General features: G+C 55.9%; 12 protein-coding genes and 1 riboswitch. Of the genes, 6 read left to right on the top strand and 6 right to left on the bottom strand.

What is annotated here, in order from left to right:
- Positions 1 to 43: 43 nt before the first annotated feature.
- Together C4318_03950 and C4318_03945 are read right to left on the bottom strand one after the other, a co-directional pair.
- On the bottom strand, positions 44 to 1,000 hold the full coding sequence (locus C4318_03950; protein ID MER3454295.1) for a methylmalonyl Co-A mutase-associated GTPase MeaB: 957 nt from the start codon (positions 998 to 1,000) through the stop codon (positions 44 to 46).
- 14 nt (positions 1,001 to 1,014) lie between these two features.
- Positions 1,015 to 1,383: a hypothetical protein gene (locus C4318_03945; GenBank protein ID MER3454294.1), complete on the bottom strand. Its 369-nt coding sequence runs from the start codon at positions 1,381 to 1,383 to the stop codon at positions 1,015 to 1,017.
- A gap of 108 nt (positions 1,384 to 1,491) precedes the next feature.
- Here C4318_03945 and C4318_03940 point away from each other — a divergent pair, with 108 nt between their 5' ends.
- Positions 1,492 to 2,406: a hypothetical protein gene (locus C4318_03940; protein MER3454293.1), complete on the top strand. Its 915-nt coding sequence runs from the start codon at positions 1,492 to 1,494 to the stop codon at positions 2,404 to 2,406.
- Entirely contained in the window at positions 2,403 to 2,957 is a 555-nt protein-coding gene (locus C4318_03935) for a hypothetical protein (protein ID MER3454292.1), read from the top strand. Before C4318_03940 ends, C4318_03935 begins: the two co-directional genes overlap by 4 nt.
- Here the strand turns inward: C4318_03935 and C4318_03930 are convergent.
- Complete coding sequence (locus tag C4318_03930) at positions 2,954 to 4,285, bottom strand: thiamine biosynthesis protein ThiC (protein MER3454291.1); 1,332 nt, start codon at positions 4,283 to 4,285, stop codon at positions 2,954 to 2,956. The genes C4318_03935 and C4318_03930 overlap by 4 nt on opposite strands.
- A gap of 163 nt (positions 4,286 to 4,448) precedes the next feature.
- Positions 4,449 to 4,598: riboswitch (TPP riboswitch) on the bottom strand.
- 11 nt (positions 4,599 to 4,609) lie between these two features.
- Between C4318_03930 and C4318_03925 the strand changes: the two genes are divergently transcribed.
- Positions 4,610 to 5,602 carry a hypothetical protein gene (locus C4318_03925; protein MER3454290.1) on the top strand — a complete coding sequence of 331 codons (993 nt, stop codon included), beginning with the start codon at positions 4,610 to 4,612 and terminating at the stop codon, positions 5,600 to 5,602.
- Here the strand turns inward: C4318_03925 and murA are convergent.
- Positions 5,568 to 6,806: a UDP-N-acetylglucosamine 1-carboxyvinyltransferase gene (gene murA / locus C4318_03920; GenBank protein MER3454289.1), complete on the bottom strand. Its 1,239-nt coding sequence runs from the start codon at positions 6,804 to 6,806 to the stop codon at positions 5,568 to 5,570. The two genes, C4318_03925 and murA, sit on opposite strands and share 35 nt — an antisense overlap.
- Positions 6,807 to 6,837: 31 nt before the next feature.
- Positions 6,838 to 7,806, bottom strand: a complete 969-nt coding sequence (locus C4318_03915; protein ID MER3454288.1) for a hypothetical protein — start codon at positions 7,804 to 7,806, stop codon at positions 6,838 to 6,840.
- A gap of 145 nt (positions 7,807 to 7,951) precedes the next feature.
- Between C4318_03915 and C4318_03910 the strand changes: the two genes are divergently transcribed.
- The 3 genes from C4318_03910 to C4318_03900 all read left to right on the top strand — a co-directional run bounded on the left by C4318_03910 (position 7,952) and on the right by C4318_03900 (position 11,367).
- Positions 7,952 to 9,163, top strand: coding sequence for an acetylornithine deacetylase (locus C4318_03910; GenBank protein MER3454287.1), 1,212 nt, complete (start codon positions 7,952 to 7,954; stop codon positions 9,161 to 9,163).
- Between the two features lie 56 nt (positions 9,164 to 9,219).
- On the top strand, positions 9,220 to 10,278 hold the full coding sequence (locus C4318_03905) for a hypothetical protein (protein ID MER3454286.1): 1,059 nt from the start codon (positions 9,220 to 9,222) through the stop codon (positions 10,276 to 10,278).
- Positions 10,279 to 10,479: 201 nt separating this feature from the next.
- Positions 10,480 to 11,367 carry a protease HtpX gene (locus C4318_03900; GenBank protein MER3454285.1) on the top strand — a complete coding sequence of 296 codons (888 nt, stop codon included), beginning with the start codon at positions 10,480 to 10,482 and terminating at the stop codon, positions 11,365 to 11,367.
- Here C4318_03900 and C4318_03895 read toward each other — a convergent pair.
- Positions 11,345 to 14,014, bottom strand: coding sequence for a hypothetical protein (locus C4318_03895; GenBank protein MER3454284.1), 2,670 nt, complete (start codon positions 14,012 to 14,014; stop codon positions 11,345 to 11,347). The genes C4318_03900 and C4318_03895 overlap by 23 nt on opposite strands.
- Positions 14,015 to 14,172: the final 158 nt, after the last annotated feature.

The raw sequence follows: 14,172 nt of genomic DNA, 5'->3' as shown, positions 1-14,172 counted from the left end.
ACACTCTTGCTGAGACCTATCGAACTAGCTAAGTCTCGCGCTGTCAGTTATTTCGCGTCTCCGTGTTGAGTCGGTCGTGTGCGAGCTGTAATGCGGCAGTCTGGGGATCCTTTTTGCGGTTGAGCACCGCCTCAAGAGCCGCGTCGAAGTCTTTTCCACTACAAATTTCCTCGGCACGCTTTCCCAATACCTCTCGAACTGTTCTCTTCAGTTCGGCCTGAAGGCGCTCACGGCGGCGAGCATCCAACAATCCTCTAGAGTCCTGGAATTTCTTGTGCTCCAAGACGGCGTCGAAAAGCGCTTGAATCCCCTTCCCTTCGCTGGCGACAGTTTGAATCACCGGACGCTTCCACTCGGACGGCGGTGCTAGCTCCAACATTTGCTTAAGCTCTCGCACCGTTCTGTCGGCACCAGGACGGTCTGCCTTGTTCACCACGAATATATCTGCGATCTCGAGCAGTCCCGCCTTGGATGCCTGGACAGAGTCTCCCCACCCGGGTGTTAGGACCACCACGGTAGTGTCGACAGCCTCTACCACCTCCACCTCGACTTGGCCGACACCTACCGTCTCGACGATAACGTAGTCCTTGCCTGAAGCATCCAGCACTCGCATAGCCTGTGGTGCTGCAAGAGCCAAGCCACCCAGGTGTCCCCTCGTCGCCATAGATCTGATGAACACTTCTGGGTCGGTCGCGTGCTTCTGCATCCTGACCCTGTCACCCAGAATGGCCCCACCCGTGAAAGGACTAGAAGGATCTACGGCAATAACCCCCACGGTCCCGCCGCGTTTTCGAATCAGCTCTATGAGCCTATCTGTGAGCGTCGATTTGCCTGCACCAGGCGCGCCGGTGATCCCGATCGAATATGCGTTGCCCGTATATCGAAAAACGTCTGCCGACAATCCGGCGCTCTCGGCCGATCCGTTTTCGATGAGTGTGATAGCTTTTGCAATAGCGAGGCGATCTCCCTCGAGAATCCGCTCGATAAGAGACCTCTCGATCTCTGCGGTCGAGCTCAAATGGTCTCGACCCCTCGTACTCCGTCGACTCTGCTCTTTATCACCCGCTCCAGACCCTCTTTAATCGACATATCAGGGATGAGACAGGTTTGGCAGTTGACAAGTTGCAGCCTAACAACGCCGTTTCGAATCCCTTTGTAGACAATGTCTCCTCCATCCGCCTGGATTGCGGCTCTTACCGACTCGAGCACCTCCAACAGCTTTCGCTCGATCTCAGCGTCCTTCTCCAGGTCTGTGCCACTTGAGCTGCTTTCCGTTTTCGTAAAATCGCTACCTTTTTCATAGACCCCGTGACGCTTTGGCGTCAAAGACAACGAAACGGGAATCTTGGGCCCCGCGTTCGGTACGTCTGTATCTCCTGCCATAGCTGGCAATCCTCCTCACCTCTAGGAAGAATAACGCAGCGAGTTCGCGGATCTTCCTATGGTTGGTGCAATAGTAGACTTCGAATTATCCAAAGGAGTTATTAGCGAATGAGTGACGAGGTCCTCATAGTTAGCGATTCGCCCGAAGTGGTGGAGAAGGTCTCCTCGGTCGTGGAGGCTTCTGGGTTTGACACACTAATTGCTCGTTCTCCGGCCGACGCGGCGATGCTGATCCGAGCCGAAGAGCCCCAGGTAATCGTGTACGACGCTACTTCCGAAAAGCTAGCAATGCGAGAGGCAGTGGCCACTGTGACTCTAGCTCTGCCAGCGTGGCAGGTGCCTGTGATAGCCCTCACGCTCGACACCGTTACAATCAAAGATCTCCCAGAGTACTTCAAAGTTTTCGACATTGTGCCCCAGCCATTCTCCCCTGCGGAGATCTCAGCAAGACTAACAGCTGCAATACGCACCAAACGCTTCCAAGACCAACTCCAGGAAGCGACTCTCGTCGATCCGGCAACTTCGCTTCTGAATCGGGTAGCGGGAGAGCAGAGACTCAAGGAAGAGATTTCAAGATCGATCCGGTACGGCAGATCCCTGGCACTGTTGCTAGCGAGGATAACGGGGAATCCGCTCGAACCCGAAGTTCGCGAGATCAGCAGGATAAGCCGCCGCCACACCCGTCTTTCCGATGTGATCTGCCGCTATGACCATGACACACTTTTGTTCGCTCTTCCCGAGACAGGCCCATTTGGTGCAGCCCGAGTAGCTCAGAACTTGGAGCGCCTGTACGAATCGAACAAAGAGACCATACTCGGTGCTGGAAAGGACCTTCGGGAACCGGGCGACCGCCCCGAGATCGAGGTGTTTTTTGGGGCAGCAGGATTCGTGGAGGGAGACACTCCCGAGAGCCTAATAGAGCGGGTTTCCCGAGCTCTCCATCTAGCGATCGACTCGCAAGAATCGAAGATCGTCATTGCCCGCCGGGACCCTTCAGGAACCGAGCGGTTCGTGTACGTATGACGCAGGCCAGCGGAGATTGCTCCCGCCTCGAGAAATTACAGCTTCTTAGTCCCGTGCCGAGGTGGACCACTCTCCTTGCGCTAACAGGTACAGCAACTGCGGGGTTCTCGCTTATGTGGCCCAGATGGAGGTTGGTAGGCCCGCTCGGGGGAAACCCCATCTACTCGAAACGATCTATAGAGTTCGCTCCCGGGATAATAGAGGCAATATTTCTCGTGGTAGCTGCAGGCGCATGCATCTCGCTCTTGAAACACCCCGCCAATCCTGGGTGGAGAAGCGCAGGGGCAATAGCAGCACTGTGCGGCGCGTTTGTGTCATCGCTGGAGTTGGCGACAATTCCTCGAGAAGCAATCGGCTATTCCCTGTCGCCGACGCCACCGGTAAGAGCGGGGAGTCTTGCGATCATTGTGGGAATAATAACGCTGCTCGTTCCCTACACAAGAGCTTTACAGCACCGAGTCATGAGTCCCGAAGAGCGCATGGGTAGCCCCCACCCGATCCGCGCCCATCCCCCACCCGAGCTGAACTTGGAAGAGGATGAGCCTGGTTAGGAAGGAGTATCCATAGCCCTGATGCCTTCTTCGATCTTGTGAGTGATACGCATAGAACAAAACTTGGGGCCACACATCGAGCAAAACTCCGCTGACTTGTAGTAGTCGTGTGAGAGGGTCGCGTCGTGAAACTCTCGTGCCCGCTCGGGATCGAGGCTGAGCTCGAATTGTTTGTTCCAGTCAAAGGCATAGCGGGCTCGAGATAGTTCGTCGTCTCGATCTCTAGCACCGGGTCTACCCCTTGCGACGTCCGCCGCATGGGCGGCGATCTTGTAAGCGATCACCCCCTCGCGAACGTCCTCGACGTCAGGTAGACCCAAGTGCTCTTTGGGCGTGACATAACACAAGAGGCTCGCTCCGTACCAGCCCATCAACGCCGCACCGATGGCGGACGAGATATGGTCGTAGCCCGGGGCGATGTCTGTAACCAAAGGCCCTAGAACGTAAAACGGCGCTCCGTGGCACCACTGCTGCTGCTTGCGCACGTTCTCTTCGATCAAGTGCATCGGAACATGACCGGGTCCCTCTATCATGACTTGAACTCCGTGCTTCCAAGCCCTGAGCGTCAACTCCCCGAGTACCTGAAGCTCGGCATACTGAGCCTGATCGCAAGCGTCAGCCAGTGAGCCGGGCCTCAAGGAATCACCCAGAGATAGCGTCACGTCATAACGTGCGGCAATCTCACAAAGCCGATCGAAATGCTCGTACAGAGGATTTTCCTTACCATGGTGAACCATCCATTGGGCCATGAGTGAGCCACCTCGACTCACTATTCCTGTCACACGATGCATCGTTAGTGGAAGGTGCTCTCGCAGAATCCCGCAGTGAACTGTCATGTAGTCGACACCTTGTCTGGCTTGGTGCTCCACCATGTCCAGAATGTCGTCGGCGGAAAGCTCCTCAACGCTGCGAACTTCCTTGACAGCCTGATAGATCGGGACGGTACCGACGGGCACGGTAGCGGCCTCTATGATCGCCTGCCTGATCTCGTCGATCGCCGCCCCGGTTGAGAGGTCCATTACGGTGTCGGCACCGTACTTGGTCGCTATTGCGAGCTTCTCGAGTTCTTTGTCAGGGCTGGAGTCGAGTGACGAATTGCCTATGTTTGCGTTGATCTTCACGGAGGCCTCGGGGCCTATGCCTATTGCATCGAGGCCAGCTTCAAGATGCACGACATTAGCAGGAATGATCATCCGTCCCTCTGCCACTGCTCGCCGCACAAGCTCTGGGTCAATCGTTTCTTTTTTGGCGACCTTTTTCATCTCTGGGGTGATCTCACCTTCTCTGGCCCTTGCCATCTGCGTAACGTGCCAACTACTGGCTGCCATTGCGCGCTCCTTTCCTATTTCTACCGTCCTTCGGCGAGGCAGTCGCGAGTACACGGATCCGACCAAATCTCACGGGTGAATACCTAAACCACCGCGGCCAGCGATAAGCGTTTTCTAATAAGTTGTTTAATCGAAGTATTGCGAAGGAAAAGCCAGCCGCATGCGAGTCGTGCAAAGATCCTCCCTACGCCGGAATTACCCGGATCAGGTTCAGCGGGTCGCCGGCCCTGGTGCCCGACCGAATGGAGCTTTTGCTTGGTTGGGCACAGCCAGCCTCTCAGCCCGGTTCTGCCGGGCTCCCCGAATGAAGCGCTCCTGCCGAAAATGTTAGCACGGTGGCGGACATCCAGACTTGCCAAAACTGGCAGGCTTGAAAGTCTCGCCCGATACCTACAACACCCTGACTGGCGCGTAAGGCGGGAAGCCAGCAGCGCCCTTGCTGCAGCAGGAGAACGGGCCATCCCAATCCTCGTAGACACCCTGGCCTGTACCGACAACCCTGCCGCGCGGCTCGAAGCCGTCATTGCCCTAGGGCAAATTCCATCCGAGTCAGTGATCCCTCCGCTACTTGAAGCATTGGGCGACGAAGAGGGTATGGTGCGAAGAGAAGCTGCAACCGTTCTGGAGCAGCTTGCCGCTGTCGACGAGGGAACTCTTCTAGAGGCCCTGTGTGACCGCCGTTGGTGGGTGAGAAAGGCTGCGGCATGGACACTCGCAACTCACGGCGAGCGCGCCGTTGCGCCTCTCACGAGAGTTCTTGTCGACGAAGACAAAGGTGTCCGTCGAACAGCAGCGTGGTCGCTGGGGAGAATTGGCTCGCCTAAGAGCGTAAGCCCATTGATTAATTCGCTAAGGGATGAAGATCCAAGCGTGAGAGCAGCTGCAGCTTGGGCCCTCGGCAAGCTCGGGAAAGCATCTCTCTCTTCCTTACTCGACGCGCTCGACGACGACGAGTGGTGGGTTAGACGGGCTGCGGCTTGGGCCCTCGGTGAACTCAAAGATAAAAAAGCGATCGCGCCACTTTTATCGGCGCTAGGGGAAAAAGATTCTCGGGTCAGGGCCGCTATAGTATGGGCCCTCGGAGCGATAGGTTCCGAGGAAGCACTGATTCCGCTCCTCCGCTACGCCAATGATCCCGACGCTAAGGTGCGAAGAGAAGCAGTGCTTGCACTCGGATCTCTAGAGTCCTCTATGGAAAAAATCGAGTCCGTCTTGGCAGCTGCGATCACCGACCCGTCGGCCATCGTTCGAAACGCCGCTACCCTAGCAGCCGAAAAACGCCTCAGGCTATCTCCACGAGGGCACCCAAAGACCTAAGCTTCTCTTCGAAAGCCTCGTAACCCCGTTCGATATGGTGGTAATTGCTGACAGCGGTCTGGCCTTCGGCCACCAACCCGGCCAACACTAAAGCCGCTCCGGCCCGGAGATCCGGGGCAGAAACCGGAGCACCCGACAGTTTCTTTACGCCTCGTATTACGGCATGTCTGCCGTCCGTCCTGATGTCAGCTCCCATCCGGTTTAGCTCGGATATGTACAAGAACCGGGAGTCGAAGACGTTTTCGGTCACTACCGCCATCCCCTCGGCCACCGTTAGCATCGCAACCGCGACCGGCTGAAGATCGGTGGGAAAGCCTGGATAAGGAAGGGTGGCAATGTCGGTTGCCACCGGCCTGTCCGGTCCTTTTGCCCAAATCCCCTCAGGACACGTAGAGATCAACATCCCCATCTCGCACAGCTTCGAGATAGGAGTGTTCAAGTGATCGTAGCGAGCGCCCTCGAGTACGATCTCGCCGCCAGTGATCCCTGCGGCGGCAATGAACGTTCCCGCCTCGATTCGATCGGCAACTACCTCGTGCTCAACGGGGTGCAGCTTCGATGATCCCTCGATAACCAACGTAGCACCGCCCACCCCTGTAATATGGGCACCCATGCGGTTGAGCATCGCGCACAGATCCGTGATCTCCGGTTCCCTCGCGGCGTTTTCAATCACTGTTGTACCCTCGGCACACACAGCAGCCATCAACAGATTCTCCGTCGCCCCGACGCTGGGGAACTCCAGGACTACTCGATCGCCTCTTAGCGATGAGGCGCGTGCTTCTAGGTATCCGTGCTTGAAAGCGAATCTCACTCCCAACTGCTCTAGACCCTTTAGATGTAGATCAATGGGGCGGGAGCCAAGATTGCATCCACCGGGCATTGCTACCCTTGCGTGACCGAACCGCCCTATTAGAGGCCCCAAAACGGCAATGGAAGCCCTCATCTTCGAGACAAGCTCGTAAGGTGCCGAGGGTTCGATCAAAGCAGGACAGTCGATGACAACGGAGTCTGCTATCCGTGACACCGACGCTCCCATGTTCTCCAACAACTCGATCATCGTAGCGATGTCCGAGATATCCGGGACTCTTCGCAAAACTGTTCGGCCTTCCACGAGGACCGAGGCTGCCAACAGTTTGAGAGCCGAGTTCTTGGCACCCGAAATGCGAACACGGCCTTGTAGTGGAGGTGACTCCCGAACAAGCAAGACCCTCTGGTCAGCGGTCACGAACGCCCTCCTAGTCTTCGCTTAGTCGGCGTCGTTCGGTAGGAAACCGAATAACCTCGGCGCGCCCTTGCGACGCTTCGGACTCCGTCGGATCGGAGTTGGATCCCGAAGCACCCGCCCACTTAGCTATCCTGGCAGCATCGAACGAGGACATGCCCGTTACCCTCTCCACAAACTGGTCGATAGTCTCATCCGAATCGTAGAGGCCGGTAGCTGTAGTGACGCTTATCGTCGGGCGTTCTTGCCCGGCACACAGGGCTGAGACAAGTTCCTTTTGCAGCACCTCAGCCAATACCGCTAGGCGATCAGGTGTGGCGTTCCCCTGGAGGACGGCGGCGTGAGCCGGCCCCACCCAAAACGCCTCGCTATCCCCCCCACCACAGTGCTTCTGCAGCACCTCCGCCGCTCTCGTCATTGCCCTGTCAACACCAGCCAGGCCAGCCTCCGACGTGACATCTCCCAATCCCTCGAAAACAATGAAAACCATTCCTAACCTAGAGCCATGCCGCAAGGCCATTTCCCGGAGGCTGAGCTCGAAATAGGAGCGCCTTGGCAGTCCAGTCACTTCGTCTCGCTGGCCGTAATCAACCAGTCTGTCAATGCGCTCTTTTGTCTCTAGCAGCCTGTCGATGCGCAGGCTGAGCTCCTTTAGGCTGAAGGGTTTGGAGACATAGTCATGCGCGCCGAGAGACAGTCCCTGGATTCTATCGCTCTCCGCCGACTTAGCAGTCAGGAACACCACCGGGATGTTCATCGTTCCCGGAACCGCCTGAAGCCGCTCAAGTACCTCGAAACCATCCATTACCGGCATCATGACATCGAGAACGAGTAGATCGGGCTTGAACTCTGCTACCTTTCGAAGTACCTCCTCGCCGTCGCCAGCCTCAACGACCTCAAAACCTTGGCCTGAAAGGTGCTTGCACACAAGTCGCCTCAACGTCGGCTGGTCATCTGCGACCAATATTCTCCTTCGATACATCGCACCCCGCAGTGCGCACTCCTCGGTCGGACAAGCCCTGTGTCCGGCACGCGACCAACGCCTGTCATATCCGATAGAACTCTCGTCAAGCAATAGTACTGTAGCGGGGCAGAGGCACGTTCCTTGAGAAGAGGAGACCAATGCCGTGAGTCTTAAAGACGATGTCCAAAAAGTCAGGAGCGCTGTTGACCCGCCGGAGCTTTCCCAGATCCTCGTCGATCTCGTGCGCGCTGACAGCGAGAACCCACCCGGTAACGAGCAGCGAGCAGCAGAAGTGGCCGCAGGCTGGTTAGAAAGAATCGGCTGCTCGCCTATCGAGTTTCACGCCGAGATTCCTGGCCGTCCCAGTGTGATCGCCTGGTGGCCTCGAAGACACAGTGATGTTTCAGAAAAAGACCGGATTCTGGCGCTCAATGGTCACCTCGACGTAGTGCCTGCAGGTGATCCTAGCGCCTGGACGCACCCACCCTTCGGGGGCGACATCGAGAGGGGGCGAATCTACGGACGCGGGACTTCCGATATGAAGTCGGGGATCGCGTCAATGATCGAGGCAGTGGCTGCTATTGAAAGAGCACAGCTCGCCTTGGAGGGAACCATTTGTTTCCAGTTAGTAGCAGACGAAGAAAGCGCTGGCACTCACGGAACCCAGTACCTAGTTAGAGAAGGATATATTCGGGCAGATGCGGCCATAGTGGGAGAACCGACCTCTCTCATGGTAGGTATCGGGGAGAGGGGCGCGCTTTGGGCCAAAATAAAGGCCTTCGGCCGAGCAGCCCACGGGTCAGTGCCAAACGCTGGAGTGAGCGCCATAGAGAAGCTTTCCCGAGCTGTTCTAGCGCTTCACAACAGAGACTTCAAGAAAAACGATCCTCTTTTCGGCTCTCCTACTCTAAACGTCGGCGTCATTGCAGGCGGGGAAAAAGTCAACATGGTTGCCGACTATGCAGAGGCTCAAATCGACCGAAGACTCGTCCCAGGCGAGAACTGGCAGTCAGCTCTCGAGGAGATTCGCCAAATACTCAATGCACTGACGGCAGAGGATCCCGATGCTCGATACGAGATAGAGGTCATGAACTTTGCCGAACCGTCGGTGGAGTCGAAGGATAGCAGGATTGTAAAAGTAGTGGCCGAATGCATCACAGACTGCATCGGCGGACCGCCCGAGTATTACGTAAGCCCAGGGTCCTCGGATGCGAGGTTTTTGAGGAACGAGGCGAGGATTCCCACGATCCTCTTCGGACCCGGAATTATGGGCCTCGCTCACTGTGTGGATGAATATGTCGAACTCGACTCGATGGTTGCGGCAGCAGAAGTGATAGCTGTCGCAGCACATCGCTTCTTGTCAGAAAAAGATTGAGGATCTAGCTGAGGGCCGAATATTGGTTCGCCAAACACATATACGACCGGAGATATATGACGGCACAAGCGGTACTTGCCACTACAGGAGCTACAGAGGAGCTACACGTGAAGGCATGGACAGTCAGGCATCAGCGACCAGCCGACCAAGGTCCCCTCGAGCTGGTCGAGATCTCTGATCCGAGCCCCGCACCCGACGAGGTCTTAGTAGAAGTCGAGGCATGTGGTGTGTGTCGCACAGACCTCCATATCGCCGAGGGTGACCTTCCACTGAAAAAACAGGCTGTCATTCCAGGACATGAAGTAGTCGGTCGAGTGATCGAGTGCGGGGCAAACGCGCACAGGTTCAAGGTTGGGGATCGCGTAGGAATTGCATGGCTAAGATCCGTGTGCGGCAAGTGCACATATTGCCGGTACGGCATGGAAAACCTCTGTGAAGATCCCTGCTTTACTGGATGGAACGCCGATGGCGGATACGCAGAAAAGGCCGTGGTTCCGGAAGACTTCGCATATCTGTTGCCCGAGGACCGCCCTGCAACACGACTCGCCCCTCTCCTGTGCGCTGGGATTATCGGTTTCCGCGCACTAAAGCGTGCTTCGGTTCCCGAGGGTGGGACATTGGGGATTTATGGCTTTGGGGCGTCGGCCCACATTACCGCGCAGCTTGCCATTGCAAGAGGAGCCACCGTCCATGCTGTGACTCGATCGGAGGATGCTAGAAAACTAGCCCTGGAGTTGGGATGCCGCTCGGCGGTAGGGCCCGAAGAAGAGCCCCCCGATCTACTCGACTCTGCAATCATCTTCGCACCGGCTGGGGAGCTGGTCCCTCGGGCTCTAGCGGCACTTCGTCGAGGAGGAACGCTCGCGGTAGCTGGAATCTACCTCTCCGACATTCCCCCACTAGCGTATGAGAGGCACCTCTTCTACGAGCGAAACCTGACGACGGTGACTGCCAACACGCGGCGTGACGGTGATGAGTTTATGCGGGTGGTATCCCGGTCCAAACTGGGAATCGTCACAACCCCATACCCATTTGAGGACGCACCCCGTGCATTAGTAGATCTTTCAACAGACCGAGTGAGAGGGGCTGCGGTATTGCAGATGAAACCACAATAACCCTCCAGCACCAAATGGACCCGGCTTCAAGACGCCCTAATATTGTCTAGAAGGGCAGTATTTCCTACCGATAGTGCGCCTAACATCGTGGCGACATGCCGACATGTGCTAGCGGGGATCCCGCCTCTTTATACGGAATGTTGTGCGATAGTTCTCGGTGATATTAAGTGGTCCTACCTCTAGAAGAGGAGGAAGTGGCGAATGGCAAAAACTACCCAAATCGTGGAAAGTCGATACTTCCTGACTACCGCCAAGAACGCCGTCAAAACAGCTGCGCTGATGGCAGCTCTCATTGCCTTCTTAGCATTTGTCGGCAACGCGCTAGGCGGAACGCGAATAATGACACTTCTCGTCTTTGTGGGGCTCCTAACCAATCTTGGGGCTTACTGGTTTTCCGACAAACTTGCCCTGGCTGGCACCGGAGCTTACCAGGCCGACCCAATCAGAGATCGCGGCCTCTATGAGATAGTTCGCCGGCTAGCTCGCCAAGCCGGAATTCCCGAACCCAAGCTATATATCGTGCCCTCTCCGACTCCCAACGCTTTTGCCACAGGGCGAGGTCCGAGAAGTGCGGTCGTGGCGGTTAACGAAGGGTTGCTACAAATCCTCGACGAAAGAGAGTTGGAAGGCGTTTTAGCTCACGAGTTGTCCCACGTGAAGAACAGGGACATCCTAATTGGTACTATTGCGGCTGCCGTTGCGGGCATCATCACCTGGATAGCAAACATAGCCCAATTCGCCCTTATATTCGGCAGCTCTGACGACGAAGACCGGAACCCCCTTGCTTCCCTTTTGATGATTATCCTTGCCCCTATTGCAGCAGTGCTCATTCAGCTCGCCATTTCTAGAGCCCGAGAGTACCAAGCAGATGCATCTGGAGCAGAGATAACCGGAGATCCTTTAGCTCTTGCTTCCGCTCTCCAAAAACTCGATGCAGGAGCCCACGTTATGCCCGAAGATGTTCCCCCGTCCAAGGCCCACCTCTATACCGTTAGTCCTTTGGCAGGTGAAGGATTCGCTGCCCTCTTTTCTACGCATCCCCCAATCGAAAAGAGGATTCAACGACTTAGAGAGCTCGCCGGGGAGTGAATATCACCTCTATATTGCACGGCCTTATCGGGCCTTCGGTTCTTAGGAGTACGGCCGTTGACGGGAGTCTGTAGGTCCACTCGACATCTTCCCCGTCGATCCTCACTGAAGAGGGCTCAAAAAAAGGTGGGCACCATATTTCCCATACGAGCGGGGCAATCCTAGGTGCGTAAGTACCCTGTTTTTCGCTTACAACTATTGACAGAGCCATCCGATCCTTTGCGAGTTGACGCTGTTCAAAACGTATTGGGTATAGGGCGTACATGCCGTCTCGATAGTCAGTAGACATGAAGTCGTCCTCGTAGTACTGGGAAACCTCTTTGGCTACTTCGGACTCGCCTACGCCAGCAAAGTAGCGCGAGGAAAAACAGAAGGTTTTCATCACCAGCTCTCTCTCAGTAACTCCTGCCACCTGATCGTTTTCGCCGAGGATCTCAACGGTCGATTTGGCAGGCCATAGAACTGGGAGCACGCAGCCCGCCCGGATAAAAACCGGCATCCACTCGAGCGGAGCTCTTACCGAGTACCTGGAAGCTCCCAGGTAGCGGTCGGCTCCCCACGGCATCAAATCGCTTCCAAGCGCAATCCATTCACCCGGGGGAAAATACACGGTACGGGAACGACTTCTCTTCGAAGTCACTGGCGCCACCAAAAGAGTCCGTCCAAGCATGATTTGGTCTTCGATCTCGTAGGCCTCGGCCGCCTCCGGAAACTCAACGAACACGGCTCGCCAAGGCGGAACTCCCTCGCGCGAGTACTCAGCGAACAGCCCGTAGATGTACGCTAGCAGCCGCATGCGCATCGAAATGTAATCTTTGGATATCCTCTCGACATCTGGCCCGAACGAGTAAGGCTCTTGGCGTCCCCAGATTCCTTGAGAGTGAGTTCTCGAAAAGGGGTACACCGATCCCACCTGTATCCAACGAGCGAACAGCTCTTTGCTAGGACGGCCCAGAAAACCCCCTATGTCGGCCCCGCAAAAGCCAACCCCTGACATCGAAAGACCCAAAAGCATCCGTACCGAAAGAGAGAGGTGATCCCACATTGAAGCAGTGTCTCCTGTCCACATTGCAGCAAACCGCTGAATACCGGCGTAACCGGACCGTGTCAAGATGAAGTGTCTCTGACCAGGCCTAGACTTCTCGATGTGCTCAGCCAGTGCTCGGCACTCTTGATATGCATAGATATTGCGGACGGCCTCATGCTCTATTACCTTCCCGTCGGGATCAGTCGGATCAGCCTGGCGCATTCGGGAAGTGTCTTGTGGTACAAGTGGGAGAATCAGCTTGGAAATTCTCGCATCCAGGCGCCATCCTGCTGGCTCATTCATGTCGTTCCAGATACCCGAGATTCCAGAGTTGAACAGACGCTCGTGGAGTCCTCCCCAAAAGGACCGGCCCTCCTCGTCGTTGAAGTCGACGAATGCGGCCTTGCGGGGCCATACCCACATCGTGAACAACTCGCCGTCGTCGCGCCTGCAAAACACGCCGCGACGCCTACCTTCATCGAAGACGTCGTATCCCTTCTCTACCTTTACCCCGGGATCGACTATGGCAACTAAGCGGATCCCCATCTCCCCTAGACGTCTAGCCATATTGTTAGGGTTTGGGAAGCTTCGCTTGTTCCACGTGAAGACCTTGTAGTTGTCCATGTAGTCGATGTCCAAGTGGATAACGTCGAGTGGAATTCCTCTGTTCGCAAACTCCTGGGCGACCCTCAAAACTTCTGCCTCGTTTTCATACGACCACCTCGACTGGTGATATCCCAAAGCCCAGAGTGGGGGCATTGGAGGAAGTCCCGTTCTTGCTAGGTAGCGATTTAAGACCTCTTTTGGGCTAGGGCCCATAAAAAAGGTGAGATCCAGTCCCCAGTAAGCTGTGCTGATAACTACCCGATCCTCGTAAGCACGGGATATGTCGAACGTGGAAGGTGCGAAGCACTCGAGTAGACAGCCTAGTGTTATACGCGGGAGCTCCCAACCGTTAGCTGCGGGTCCTTTTTTCGTCCTACTCTCGAATATTTGCCAGGCTGGACGAGACCACATGAAAAAAGGAATTGCAGCGTACAAAGGATCGAGGTTCTTAGTGACGGGCATGTCTCGGGTGCGCATGGTGTAAAACTGGCCCCGCTTGTCGAGGGGTCCGGTTTTCTCGCCGAACCCCCAATAGCGAGAATAGATGTCGGTGACGACAGCAGCGCTAGCAGCTCCACCGCTCGAAAACTCGAGCAGGTCTAGGCCCCATATCCGCCCGAGAGACCCGGCGGATATGCGCTTTTGATTCGAGCCGTCGAGACGTGCTTCTATACGGCCCCTTGCGCCATCGACCACTACGATAAGGGAGCTCCCCATAGATCGCTTGTCAGATCTGTTTCTAAATGGCGCAACGACGAGCGTGCATTTTCCTTCTAGCTCTTGGACCCGGAGAGGCACGGTGTTCAAAGGGTTCCTGCAGATTGCTGTACCGAGATCTGGACCCAGATCTACGCCTCCTGATGCCCGAAGTCTGACCGTACTGTGGCGATCGACGGTGATCTCCACCGTTGCAGCTTCAAACCGTACTCGCAAAGCCTTCTTATCAGAGGAAAGCTCCCACGACATCATCCTGCCGGGGGGATACCTGTCTGTACTGTGCATTCTGCGAATCATGACTCTCCCAGCGTGTCCGACATATACATCTCAGTACCGTAGGCTTCAAACTATAAGACGCTAGGCGGGAACCAACGATAGCAGCAGAAAAGAAATCTCCTCTGTCTAAGCGATAGCCTCGTAAAGGATGGTCCTAGCGATTTTTGCGATAGTAAGTA

It is taken from the genome of Acidimicrobiia bacterium (assembly GCA_040289475.1).
Taxonomy (GTDB): domain Bacteria; phylum Actinomycetota; class Acidimicrobiia; order ATN3; family PSLF01; genus PSLF01.
The sequence above is the reverse complement of the archived record's forward strand: the minus strand, read 5'-3'. Positions and strand labels throughout refer to the sequence as shown.